The 11957-nt window shown below is 72.3% G+C and carries 11 protein-coding genes; 2 read left to right on the top strand and 9 right to left on the bottom strand.

The window, feature by feature from the left end; all coding sequences use genetic code 11:
* Window positions 1–121: 121 nt before the first annotated feature.
* The gene (locus tag ACZ4MF_RS06220; RefSeq protein WP_467490672.1) at window positions 122–919 is read left to right on the top strand and encodes an SURF1 family protein; all 798 of its coding nucleotides are present in this window, start codon (window positions 122–124) and stop codon (window positions 917–919) included.
* A gap of 14 nt (window positions 920–933) precedes the next feature.
* Here ACZ4MF_RS06220 and ACZ4MF_RS06215 read toward each other — a convergent pair whose 3' ends face one another.
* The 7 genes from ACZ4MF_RS06215 to ACZ4MF_RS06185 form a co-directional block, all read right to left on the bottom strand.
* A complete protein-coding gene (locus ACZ4MF_RS06215) occupies window positions 934–2022 on the bottom strand; it encodes a hypothetical protein (protein WP_467490268.1) in 1089 nt (362 codons plus the stop codon).
* A 70-nt stretch (window positions 2023–2092) separates the two neighbouring features.
* Window positions 2093–2773 carry a SigE family RNA polymerase sigma factor gene (locus ACZ4MF_RS06210; RefSeq protein ID WP_467490266.1) on the bottom strand — a complete coding sequence of 227 codons (681 nt, stop codon included), beginning with the start codon at window positions 2771–2773 and terminating at the stop codon, window positions 2093–2095.
* Between the two features lie 335 nt (window positions 2774–3108).
* Entirely contained in the window at window positions 3109–4182 is a 1074-nt protein-coding gene (locus ACZ4MF_RS06205) for an aspartate-semialdehyde dehydrogenase (RefSeq protein WP_356029760.1), read from the bottom strand.
* A complete protein-coding gene (locus tag ACZ4MF_RS06200) occupies window positions 4182–5453 on the bottom strand; it encodes an aspartate kinase (RefSeq protein WP_356029761.1) in 1272 nt (423 codons plus the stop codon). Before ACZ4MF_RS06200 ends, ACZ4MF_RS06205 begins: the two co-directional genes overlap by 1 nt.
* Window positions 5454–5660: 207 nt before the next feature.
* Window positions 5661–6323 (bottom strand): DUF5063 domain-containing protein, encoded by a 663-nt coding sequence (locus tag ACZ4MF_RS06195; protein ID WP_467490263.1) that lies wholly within the window; start codon window positions 6321–6323, stop codon window positions 5661–5663.
* Entirely contained in the window at window positions 6316–6915 is a 600-nt protein-coding gene (gene recR / locus ACZ4MF_RS06190) for a recombination mediator RecR (protein ID WP_467490261.1), read from the bottom strand. The genes ACZ4MF_RS06195 and recR overlap by 8 nt, the downstream gene beginning before the upstream one ends.
* A gap of 51 nt (window positions 6916–6966) precedes the next feature.
* The gene (locus tag ACZ4MF_RS06185) at window positions 6967–7311 is read right to left on the bottom strand and encodes a YbaB/EbfC family nucleoid-associated protein (protein ID WP_467490259.1); all 345 of its coding nucleotides are present in this window, start codon (window positions 7309–7311) and stop codon (window positions 6967–6969) included.
* Between the two features lie 278 nt (window positions 7312–7589).
* Here ACZ4MF_RS06185 and ACZ4MF_RS06180 point away from each other — a divergent pair, with 278 nt between their 5' ends.
* A complete protein-coding gene (locus tag ACZ4MF_RS06180) occupies window positions 7590–8339 on the top strand; it encodes an SLATT domain-containing protein (RefSeq protein WP_467490257.1) in 750 nt (249 codons plus the stop codon).
* Between the two features lie 24 nt (window positions 8340–8363).
* Here the strand turns inward: ACZ4MF_RS06180 and ACZ4MF_RS06175 are convergent, their stop codons facing one another.
* Entirely contained in the window at window positions 8364–9905 is a 1542-nt protein-coding gene (locus tag ACZ4MF_RS06175) for a substrate-binding domain-containing protein (protein WP_467490255.1), read from the bottom strand.
* 136 nt (window positions 9906–10041) lie between these two features.
* Window positions 10042–11949 carry a serine/threonine-protein kinase gene (locus ACZ4MF_RS06170; protein ID WP_467490253.1) on the bottom strand — a complete coding sequence of 636 codons (1908 nt, stop codon included), beginning with the start codon at window positions 11947–11949 and terminating at the stop codon, window positions 10042–10044.
* Between the last annotated feature and the right edge of the window lie 8 nt (window positions 11950–11957).

Raw genomic sequence — 11957 nt, 5'->3', positions numbered from 1 at the left:
GCCGGTGTCCGTCCCGTCGAACCGACGAGAGGACAATCGCGCCATGTCGGACCGGTCGGGCAGGTCGCTGACGGGCGCCCCGCGGGCGGGGGTCCGGCGGCGGCGCCGTACCGTGGAGGGCGTGTACCGCTTTCTGCTGACACCCCGCTGGTGGGGCATCAACGTCTTCGTGCTGCTCGCCATCCCGTTCTGCGTCTTCATGGGGTCGTGGCAGCTGAGCCGGTTCGAGGGGCGGGTGCACGACAGCCGCGCCGCGACCAAGCAGGCCGCCTCCGACCAGCGGGAGACCGCGAAGCCGCTGGACACGATGCTGCCCGTGGACCAGGCGACCTCCGGCCGCCGGGTCAGCGCGCACGGCCGGTACGGCACCCAGCTGCTGGTGCCCGGCCGGCAACTCGACGACAGGAACGGCTTCTACGTCCTCACGCTGCTGCGCACCGACTCCGGCAAGGCCCTGCCGGTCGTACGGGGCTGGCTGCCGGGCACGGCGGACGCCGCGAAGGCACCGGCCCCGCCGACCGGTGAGGTCACCGTCACCGGCGCGCTCCAGGCCTCCGAGACGCCCGGCGACAACGGGGTCAGCGCGGCGGGCGGACTCCCGGCGGGCCAGACGGCGGCGATCAGCTCGGCGTCGCTGGTCAACCTGGTGCCGTACAAGCTGTACGACGCCTGGATCACCCTCGACACGGCCGGCTCCGGCATGAAGCCCGTCCCCGCGACCGCCCCGTCGGGCAGCGGCCTGGACCTGAAGGCCTTCCAGAACCTCGGCTACACCGGCGAGTGGTTCGTCTTCGCGGGCTTCGTGGTCTTCATGTGGTTCCGCCTGCTGCGGCGCGAGGCGGAGGCGGTACGGGACGCCGCGCTGGGCCTCCTGGTGCCGGAGGAGGAAGAGACCCCGGCCGCGGTGAGCGCTCCGTAGGAGGTGCGCCGGGGTTACGACCCCGCCAGCACCCCGGTGTAGTACACGGTCCCGGCGCAGGCCTGCGGCACCGTCGCCGAGGCCGTCGGCGAGCCGCCCTGGGCGGTGTGCGTGACCACGACACTCCCCGGGGCCGTGCCCCCCTCGGTGCCCAGCTGGGTCGTCGTGCCCGACGTCGTGCCGCCCGTGTCCGAGCCCGCGGTGCCGGAGGCGCCGGCCTGCGGGGTGGGGGTCGGGTCCGGCGACGGGCCGCCGGTGGAGCCGGTGGTGGAGCCGCCCGTGGTGGTGGAGCCGCCGGAGGTGGGGCAGGTCTGCGAGGGCACGAAGGCGAACTTCTCCTCGTACGCCGCGCCGGGCTGCAGCACCAGTCCGGAGACCTCCAGCGACGGGTCGGGCAGCCCGGTCGCCGCGTCCCCGGCCACATGCCGGGCGGTGACGATCTTGGCCGGGTCGGCCGCGCCCTGGGCGGCGGGGGTGACCTTGCCCGCGCCGCCGACGGCGCACGCGACGGAGGAGGTGTTGGTGACATGGAACGTGCCGTAGACGACGCCCGCGGTGTCGGGCGCGGCGGCGCTGCCGGTCGCGGAGCCCAGCTGCGCGGGCTTGCACACCGGGGCGCCGCCCGCGGAGAGCGTGGCGCTCGGGTCGGCGCCCGCGGAGCTGGTGGCGCCGCCGCCGCTCCTGCCCTTCTCGCCGGTCCTGCCGGGCTGCCCACCGGGCTCGGCGCTCGCGCTGCCCCCGCCCTTCTTCCCGGAGGTGCCGCCGGCCGGGGCCGGGTCCTGCCCGGTGCCGCCCTGGGCCTGGGAGGACTGGCCGGCCATGGCGGTGTCGGGGTCGGTGCCGCCGGAGTCCGAGACGTGCACGAGGGCCGGGATCGCGGTGCCGAAGAACAGGGCCGCGGCGGCCACCCCGACGACGGCCTGCCGCCTGCGGGCGCGCCGGGCCGGCACCGCGCGCCGCAGCCGCTCCAGCGAACCGGACCGCGGCTCGATGTCGTCGACGACGGAGTGCAGCATCCGCCGCAGCGCGAGCTCATCGTCCCCGAGCCCGTCGAGATCCGGGCCGAGCCCCTCGGCGTTCTTCTCGTCGGGGCCGTGGTTCACAGTTCCGTTCCCAGCGTGCGATTGCTTGTGCTCGTCCTCGTCGTGCCGCCTCATGCCGGCCCTCGCTCACTCATGCCGGTGCCTCCATGGCCACCCGCAGCGCGGCGATGCCCCGCGAGCCGTACGCCTTCACCGAACCCAGGGAGATCCCGAGGGTCTCGGCGACCTGCGCCTCGGTCATGTCCGCGAAGTAGCGCAGCACCAGGACCTCGCGCTGGCGGCGCTGCAGGCCCTTCATCGCCTTGATGAGGTCGCGGCGCTCCAGCTGGTCGTAGGCGCCCTCCTCCGCGCTGGCCATGTCGGGCATCGGCTTGGAGAGCAGCTTCAGGCCGAGGATGCGCCGGCGCAGCGTGGAGCGGGAGAGGTTGACGACCGTCTGGCGCAGGTAGGCGAGGGTCTTCTCCGGGTCGCGCACGCGTTTGCGGGCGGAGTGCACGCGGATGAAGGCCTCCTGTACGACGTCCTCGCAGGAGGCGGTGTCGTCGAGGAGCAGCGCGGCCAGGCCCAGCAGGGAGCGGTAGTGCGCGCGGTAGGTCTCGGTGAGGTGGTCGACGGTGGTCCCGGCGACCGCGTCCGCCGCGGCCCCCTCGGCTCCGGCTTCGTCTCGCTGACTGGGTATGCGGGCGGGCCGCGCGGCGGGCACGGGCGCGATCACCGGCATGCCGCCGGGCGTGCGGGGCCGCAGCGCCGCACGGGGCGGCCGGAGTGCCGCGGTGCCGCGGGCCGCACTGAGTTCGAGTACCTCTGCCACGCCTGTTGGACACGTCTCCCCCCGCCAGGGTTGTACGTGCCGGACGTCACATATGCGACAACCGACGGTGCTTCGAGAGCCGTCATGCGTCCCGCTCTTCCCCTATGTCCGATGTGGAGCAGGCGTCCCCACGCCCGGTCCGCTCACGGCGTCCCCGCGCCCGAAGAGTGACCGCAAAGACGCTCCCCGCCCCGCGCACGGTTGCGGGGGCGGGGAGGGAAATCCTCTGTCGCCGTGATCCAGTGGATCAAGTGGTTTGGACCATGCTTCCGGCCACATTCCTTACACGGATCCTATAAACCTCTTGCCGTTTTTCGGACTCAGTGGCCGAATCTCTACGCCGTGCTCTCCGCGGCTCTCTCCGCGGCGACCAGTTCGGCGATCTGCGCGGTGTTCAGCGCGGCGCCCTTGCGGAGGTTGTCGCCGCAGACGAACAGCTCCAGCGCGGTCGGGTCGTCCAGGGCGCGCCGCACCCGCCCGACCCAGGTCGGATCGGTGCCGACGACGTCGGCCGGGGTCGGGAACTCCCCGGCCTCCGGATCGTCGTAGAGGACGACCCCCGGCGCGGTCGCGAGGATCTCGCGGGCGCCGTCGACGGTGACCTCGCCCTGGAAGCGGGCGTGGACGGTCAGGGAGTGGGTGGTCACGACCGGCACCCGGACGCAGGTCACGGCGACCGGCAGCTGCGGCAGCCCGAGGATCTTGCGGGCCTCGTCGCGGACCTTCATCTCCTCCGAGGACCAGCCGTCCTCGCGCAGCGACCCGGCCCACGGCACGACGTTCAGCGCGACCGGCTCCGGGAACGGCCCGGTGTGCTCGCCGACGGCCCGCCGCACGTCACCGGGTTTCGTCCCCAGCTCGGTACCGGCCACCAGGGACATCTGGGCCCGCAGCGTGTCCACACCGGCCTGCCCGGCCCCGCTCACCGCCTGGTACGACGACACCACCAGCTCGCGCAGCCCGAACTCGGCGTGCAGCGCGCCCAGGGCGACGATCATCGTCAGGGTCGTGCAGTTGGGGTTGGCGACGATCCCGCGCGGCCGCATCCGAACGGCGTGCGGGTTGACCTCGGGCACCACGAGCGGCACCTCGGCATCGAGCCGGAAGGCGGCCGAGTTGTCGACGACGACCGCACCGCGCGCGACGGCGACCGGCGCCCATGCGGCGGCGACCTCGTCCGGCACGTCGAACAGGGCGATGTCGACCCCGTCGAAGGCCTCTTCGCTCAGGCCCACCACCTCGACCTCCGCCCCGCGCACGGCCAGCTTGCGGCCGACCGAGCGCGGGGAGGCGATCAGGCGGATCTCGCCCCAGATGTCCGCGCGCTGGGACAGGATCTGGAGCATGACCGCGCCAACGGCCCCGGTCGCTCCCACGACCGCGAGCGTCGGCCTGCCGGTCGGTGCCATTACCGGCCCGTGCCTCCGTAGACGACGGCCTCGTCGGTGTCGGAGTCGAGTCCGAAGGCGGTGTGCACGGCGCGCACGGCCTCCGGCACGTCGTCGGCGCGCGTGACGACCGAGATGCGGATCTCGGAGGTCGAGATCAGCTCGATGTTCACACCGGCGTCGGACAGCGCCTCGAAGAAGGAGGCCGTGACGCCCGGGTTGGTCTTCATCCCGGCGCCGACCAGTGAGATCTTCCCGATCTGGTCGTCGTAGCGCAGCGAGTCGAAGCCGATGCCCGGCCGGTTCTTCTCCAGCGCGTCGATGGCCTTGCGGCCCTCGGTCTTCGGCAGCGTGAAGGAGATGTCCGTCAGGCCGGTCGCGGCGGCGGACACGTTCTGCACGACCATGTCGATGTTGATCTCGGCATCGGCGATGGTCCGGAAGATCGCGGCGGCCTCACCCGGCTTGTCCGGCACACCGACGACCGTGATCTTGGCCTCGGAGGTGTCGTGCGCGACACCGGAGATGATGGCCTGCTCCACCTGCTTGTCCCCAATCGGCTCACTGCTGACCCACGTGCCCTGCAGCCCGCTGAAACTGGACCGGACGTGGATCGGGATGTTGTAGCGGCGGGCGTACTCCACACAGCGGTGGAGCAGCACCTTGGACCCGGACGCGGCCAGCTCCAGCATGTCCTCGAAGGAGATCCAGTCGATCTTCTTCGCCTTCTTCACCACACGCGGGTCGGCGGTGAACACGCCGTCGACGTCGGTGTAGATCTCGCAGACCTCGGCGTCGAGCGCGGCGGCCAGCGCCACGGCCGTGGTGTCGGACCCGCCGCGGCCCAGCGTGGTGATGTCCTTCTTGTCCTGGCTGACGCCCTGGAAACCGGCGACGATCGCGATGTTGCCCTTGTCGAGCGACTCCCGGATCCGCCCCGGCGTGACGTCGATGATCCGGGCTTTGTTGTGGACCGAGTCGGTGATGACGCCTGCCTGGCTGCCGGTGAACGACTGGGCTTCATGCCCCAGGTTTTTGATCGCCATCGCCAGCAGGGCCATGGAGATCCGCTCTCCGGCGGTCAGCAGCATGTCGAACTCACGCCCGGCAGGCATCGGAGAAACCTGCTCGGCGAGATCGATCAGCTCGTCCGTCGTGTCGCCCATCGCGGAAACGACGACGACAACCTGGTTGCCGTTCTTCTTCGCTTCCACGATCCGCTTGGCGACGCGCTTGATGCCCTCGGCATCGGCTACGGAGGAGCCTCCGTACTTCTGCACGACAAGGCCCACGTGCGCTCCTCGCTCGGTTCGTTTGTGTCGGCTCAGTCTAACGAGCGCCCGAATTCCACCACCCTGCTCCCGCATGGTGAGACGTCGGACGTCCGCGTTCCGCATCTGCCCAGACTCCGCCGCGCCACGCGGAAAAGTGCCCCGCGTCACAGCGAAGGAGCGGTGCCGGCGAGCGCCGTGAGCGGCCCCCGGTGATCGTGCCGGTCGCTACTTCCCCCGCCGGATCCCCAGCGGCTCGCCGATCTCCTCCGCCATGACGCGGCCCGCCTCGAACTCCAGGGTCTCGTCGCCCATCGTGGCCTGGTCGGTGTCCAGGCCGTCGAGTTCTTCCAGGGGCTGGTTGAGGCGGACGTGGATGAGGACCGACTGGAGGGCGCGCAGGACGGCGGAGGCCGTGGCGCCCCAGTTGGAGAAGTAGGAGAACTGCCACCACCACAGGGCCTCGGTGGTCCGGCCCGCGCGGTAGTGGGCCATGCCGTGGCGCAGGTCGGTGATGACGTCGGCCAGGTCGTCGGAGATACGGGCCGGGACCGGGGCCTTGCGGGGCTCGTAGGGGTCGAAGACCTCCGAGTACACGTCCACCGGCTCCAGCAGACGGGCCAGGTTCTCGCGGAGTGCGTCGACGTCCGGCTCGGGGCCGAGGTCGGGCTCGTAGCGCTCGTCGGGGACGATGTCCTCGTGCGCGCCCAGGCGGCCGCCGGCCAGCAGGAGCTGGGAGACCTCCAGGAGGAGGAAGGGCACGGTCGAGCCGGGCTCGTCGCCTCTCGCCACCTCTGTGACGGCCACCAGGAAGCTCTCGACCTGATCCGCGATCTGGACCACGAAGTCGTCCGGGTTCTGCGTCGAGTCGTGCAGTGTGGCGTCAGACATCTAGGAGTCGTCTCCCCTCGAAGGCGCGGCCGAGCGTGACCTCGTCCGCGTATTCCAGGTCGCCACCCACCGGGAGGCCGCTGGCCAGGCGGGTGACCTTCAGGCCCATGGGCTTGATCATCCGGGCGAGGTAGGTCGCGGTGGCCTCGCCCTCCAGATTCGGGTCCGTCGCCAGGATCAGTTCCGTGACCGTCCCGTCGGCCAACCGCGCGAGAAGTTCTCGTATACGCAGGTCGTCGGGGCCCACACCCTCGATCGGGCTGATCGCGCCGCCGAGCACGTGGTAGCGCCCCCGGAACTCGCGGGTGCGCTCGATCGCCACCACGTCCTTCGGTTCCTCCACCACGCAGATGACCGACGTGTCGCGGCGCGGGTCACGGCAGATGTTGCACAGCTCCTCCTGTGCCACGTTGCCGCAGGTCGCGCAGAAGCGGACCTTCGCCTTCACTTCCAGCAGTGCCTGGGCGAGGCGCTTCACGTCCGTCGGTTCCGCCTGGAGGATGTGGAAGGCGATCCGCTGCGCGCTCTTGGGACCGACGCCGGGCAGCCGCCCCAGCTCGTCGATGAGGTCCTGGACCACGCCTTCGTACACCGGACTGCCTTTCCTGGAGACCTTTCGGTACGTACCGTAGTTGGCCCGGGCTCAGAACGGCAGACCGGGGATGCCCGTGCCGCCGCCGAGCCCCTGGGCCAGCGGGCCGAGCTTCTGCTGCTGGAGCGACTGCGCGTTCTCGTTGGCCGCGTGCACGGCCGCCACGATGAGGTCGGCGAGCGTCTCGGTGTCGTCCGGGTCCACCGCCTTCGGGTCGATCCTCAGCGCGCGCAGCTCGCCCGCACCGGTCACGGTGGCCCGCACCAGACCGCCGCCCGCCTGCCCGTCGACCTCCGTGTCCGCCAGTTCCTCCTGCGCCCGCTGCAGGTCCTGCTGCATCTTCTGGGCCTGCTGGAGCAACTGCTGCATGTTGGGCTGGCCACCACCGGGGATCACGATCAGCTCCTCTGCGCTCTTCTCGGAGTCGTTCTCGGATTTCTCCGCTGAGCATGAGCCTACGTGGTCCACACTGCCGCCGCCCCGCCACTCTTTCGAGTGAGAATCCCGGCAGCCCTATACCTGATCAAGGCCCTCTTCCGGGCGGAAAACCTGGGAAAGGCCCCTCTTCGCCACCCATTGGGCGGTAGGAAGGGTGCCGCGCGTCGACAGAGATCGGCAGGAATTGTCACGCAATGTAATCAACCGTGGTCAGTAGGGTCAGTAGGGAGTGCCGGGTGGGTCAGCCGGATATGCAGCCCGAGGGTCCGCCTCAGGACGGGCGGGGCGAGGGTGCGGCCGGGCTGCGGCCGGGCGACCTGACCGGGCGGCCCTTTCCGCTCGGGGACTGGGGCGAGCCCGCCGAGCGGCTCGACGAGCTGTACCGGTGGGCGGAGCGCGGGGCGCTGCGGACGGCGTCCTGGTATCTGCGCGACCGGGTGTGGAAGCGGCGGGGCGCGCGCATGCTGCGGGTCGGCGCGGCGGCGGGCGTGGCGGCCGGTGCGGCGCTGCCGCTGCTGGATCTGACCAAGGTCGCACACGGGGTGGCCCCCTGGGGCTGCCTGGCGCTGCTCGTCGCGGTCGCGTGCGTCGGCATCGACCGCTACTTCGGCGTGACCTCCGGCTGGATGCGGGACGTCGCCACGGCGCAGGCGGTCGCGCGGCGGCTCCAGGCGTTCCAGTTCGACTGGGCCTCCGAGAGCATCCGGGAGGTGCTGGGCCCGGCGGAGGGCACGGCGGGCGAGGCGGCCGAGCGGTGCCTGGGCGTGCTGCGCCGGTTCTCGGAGGACGTCACCGAGCTGGTGCGCACGGAGACGACCGACTGGATGGTCGAGTTCCGCACCGGGTCCGCGCCGCTGGGCATCCAGACGGCGGCGCCGGCGGCGCCGAGGACGGAGACGGGGGGCGCCGCCGGCCGCTTCCCCCTGCCCCCGGCGAACGGCTCGCGCCCGAACATGCCCAGGCAGCGCCCCCCGGAACCGCGATGACCCGCTGACCGCCCACGACGGGCCCTAGGCGCAGAGTTTCATCCCCTCCGGCGTCCAGCACGGCACGTGCCCGTGCGTCCGTACGACGTCCTGTCCGGTGCCCCGGGTCAGATACGTCAGGAAGCTGGAGGCCAGGGAGTCGGCGGGCGGCCGGCCGTAGGTGTACGCGTACTCGATCTCCCGGTACGGATACGCGCTGTTCCCGTGCTCGATGGCGTCCACCGACGGCGCGTCGTGGTCGAGGTCCAGCACGCGCACCCCCTTCGCGTCGTCGGCGAGGTTCAGCTCGCTGTAGCCGATCGCGCCGGGCAGCTGGGCGACCTCGGTCAGCACCTGCTCGGTGGAGTCGAGTTCGCAGCGGGTCACCGGCGCCGTCGCGTCGTCCTTGTGGGCGCAGTCGACGGAGGAGTTCGCCATCTCGCCGCGCCCCAGGACACGGCGTTGGAAGACCTGCCGGGTACCGGAGTCGGCGTCCCGGCTGACCAGGCGCACGGGCAGCGAACGGCCGCCCAGCTGGCTCCAGTCGGTGACCTGCCCCTGGTACAGCCGCCGTACGTCCGCCGTCGACAGGTTCGTCAGGCCCACGTCCGCGTTCACGACGAGGGCGAAGACCGACACCGCGACCCGGTTCTCCCTCAGTTCGGGCATGTCGTCCGGCTTGGGCCCGTCGGAGAGGGCCACCAGCGGCGGCGACCCCTGCGCCTTCGCCCGCTCTCCCTGCGTCGCCAACTGCCGTACGCCCGCCGTCGATCCGTGCGCGTCCACGGTGACGGTCGACCCGGCGCAGTCGTGCTCGTACTTCTTCGCCACCTCCTGCACCACCGGCGCGAACGCGGTCGACCCGGTGACGGTCAGCTCACCCTTGGCGCAGCCGATCGGGGGCGGCGTGCCGTCGCGGGCCACGACGATCCCGGCCAAAGTGACCACGGACAGGGTGAGCATGACGGTGATGAACCGGGTGGCGCGGCTGAACACCGGCGGTTTCTCGTCCGGGGTGGCGCTGCGGTTGGGATGGACCTCGCCCTCCTTGATCCCGCCGTGGATCCGGATGTCCCGGCCGACGCCGCCGCCGGTCAGCAGCACGAGCAGCTTGAAGTGGTCGCCCTTGTTCAGCGGGACGCGCGGGATGCGCAGGGTGTCGCCCTCGTAGCCGAAGCCGCGCTCGGCGGTGAAGTGGTCCATCAGATGGTCGCGTTCGGTCGCCTGGGTCACCGAGACGCCGCGCACGATCCGGTCGGTGAACACCGCGTTCAGGCCGTGCAGTTCGGGGCTGGTGTAGTCGTCGCGGTCGATGCCGAGCGAGCCGTCGTTCTCGACGCGGAGCAGCACGAGCGTCGCGTCGCTCATGTCCGGCGCCCCGTCGAAGTCGAAGAGCAGGAGACCGAGCCTGCGGTCGGCGCGGCCCGCACGGATGTCGTCCCCTATCGCGTTGTCCATCTGCACGCGGTAGCCCACCCGCTTGCGGCGCGGCACCCGGCGCTCGTACATGACCATGCCCGCCGACGCGGCGATGCCCAGCAGAGCGGTGCCGACCGCGACGACGTTCTCCGTGCTCAACCACGACATGTGGTGCCCCCGCCACTCCCCGGAGCCGGATCGTGCGGACACGGTACGCGGGCGGGGGCGCGGAGAAGGGGACGAAGCGGACAGCGCCCCCGGAGTTCGCCGAGCGTTCAACTGCCCCGGGGAAACGGACGTTCCGTCACTGCTTGGTGTACGTCAGGCTCTCCCCGCCGCCCGCCTGCTCCCGCTTCAGCGCGTCGCCCGGCAGCAGGCTGATCTCGGTGGCGGCGCCCGGTGTGCAGGAGGAGGCGGGTGCGCCGGAGCTGACGGTGGACGGACCGATCTCCAACGGGCCGTTGCCACTGGGCTGTTGGGCGAGCTTGGCCTCGAAGACGCAGTGGTACGTCCCGCCGCCGTCGGTCGGCCCGTCCGCGACCAGGGTCAGCACGGTGTCGCCCACCCGCCCCTGCCGGATGGTCAACTGCCGGATGTTGGGCCCGTTGGCGCTGTCGATGCTCGTCCGCCAGGTGCCCAGATAGCCCGGCGGAACCGCCCCGTCCGAGGACGCGGAGGAGGAAGAGGAAGAAGAGGAGGGGGAGGACGGTGCGGAGGTGCCGGGGCCGGACGAGCCGGACGTCCCGCCGTTCGCGGCCGCCGAGGTCGCGGTCGGCGAGGAGCTCCCGCCGCCCTTGGCGTGCCCGCCGCCGTTCATCAGCGCGTACACCGAGCCACCGGCCCCCAGCGCCACGATCAGCGCGATCACGACGAGCAGCGCGGTGGACCGCCCGCTGCGCCGCTCCGCCTCCTCCTCCGGGGCGGCCCCGGGCCCGCCGTACGTGCCGTAGGTGGGGTACGGCTGCTGCGGGTATCCGTAGCCACCGGGGCCCTGGTGCTGCGGGTACGTGGGAGCCGGCTGAGGAGGCTGGGGGTACGGCGGCACGGGCTGCGGGTGCTGATGTGCCTGCCCGTGACCGAACTGCGTGGGCGCGGACGGGGCCCCGGGCACCGGCGCCCGGCCCGCCACGACGGTGGGCAGCCGGTCGGCGCCCCCGCCGCCGGCCTCGCCCCCGTCCCCCTCGTCGGAGGCGGCGGCATGCTCGGGCGAGCCGCCTCGGCCCCCGCCCTCGACCGCACCGCCCGCGACCGCCGGGGGCGAGGCCGGGGCTGCGCTCTGCGTGGGCTCCTCCACCTCCAGCAACCGCACGGCGTGCCTGCCCAGTTGGGCGACCAGCACCCCCGGCAGCCAGGGGTCCCGGGACCGCCCCCCGGACACGGTGTCCTCCGCCCCGGTCCGCTCCAGGATCACGTCCAGCGACGGCCGGGCCGCGGGGTCCTTGCGCAGGCACTGCCGCACCAGGTCGGCGATCCCCTCCGGCACCCCCGTGAGATCCGGCTCCTCCTGGGCGATCCGGAACATCAGCGCGTGCCCACCGCTGCCCGCGGTCCCGAAGGGCAGGGCGCCGGTCGCCGCGTACGCCAGCACGGACCCCAGGCAGAAGACGTCGCACGCGGGGGTGATCCGGTCGCCCCGCACCTGCTCGGGCGCCATGAACCCGGGCGAGCCCACCAGCGCCCCGGTCCGGGTCAGGCCCTCCTCGCCCCCGCCCGGCGAGGCCGTCTCCAGCGCCCGGGCGATCCCGAAGTCGATGACGCGCGGCCCGTCGATGGTCACCAGCACGTTCGACGGCTTGAGGTCCCGGTGCACGATCCCCGCCGCGTGGATGTCCTTCAGCGCGTGCGCGAGCCCGGCCGCCAGGATCCGTACCGACCGCTCGGGCAGCGCCCCGTGGTCGTGGCCGACGACCTGCTGGAGGCTGGGCCCGGCCACGTACCCGGTCGCCACCCACGGCACGGCGGCCTCGGTGTCCGCGTCGAGCACGGGCGCGGTCCAGTACCCGCCGACCCGCCGCGCGGCCGCCACCTCCTGCCGGAAGCGGGCCCGGAACTCCTCCTCGCGGGCCAGTTCCGCACGGACGAGCTTCACGGCGACGGTACGTCCCCGGCCCGACCGGGCCAGATACACGTGCCCCATCCCACCGGCGCCCAGCCGCGCCAGCAGCCGGTACCCCCCGATGAGCTGCGGATCCCCGGGCCCCAGCTTCTCCATACCTCGCG

The sequence above is a fragment of the Streptomyces sp. NPDC025793 genome, assembly GCF_055558375.1.
This window is presented reverse-complemented; position numbering and strand designations above follow the sequence as displayed.

Bases quoted from the DNA above. Each gene is read 5' to 3' on its own strand.
- ACZ4MF_RS06205 (WP_356029760.1), bottom strand. From the start codon at position 4,182: ATGGCACCGACCGGCAGGCCGACGCTCGCGGTCGTGGGAGCGACCGGG.
- ACZ4MF_RS06195 (WP_467490263.1), bottom strand. From the start codon at position 6,323: ATGTCTGACGCCACACTGCACGACTCGACGCAGAACCCGGACGACTTC.
- ACZ4MF_RS06170 (WP_467490253.1), bottom strand. From the start codon at position 11,949: ATGGAGAAGCTGGGGCCCGGGGATCCGCAGCTCATCGGGGGGTACCGG.
- ACZ4MF_RS06175 (WP_467490255.1), bottom strand. From the start codon at position 9,905: ATGTCGTGGTTGAGCACGGAGAACGTCGTCGCGGTCGGCACCGCTCTG.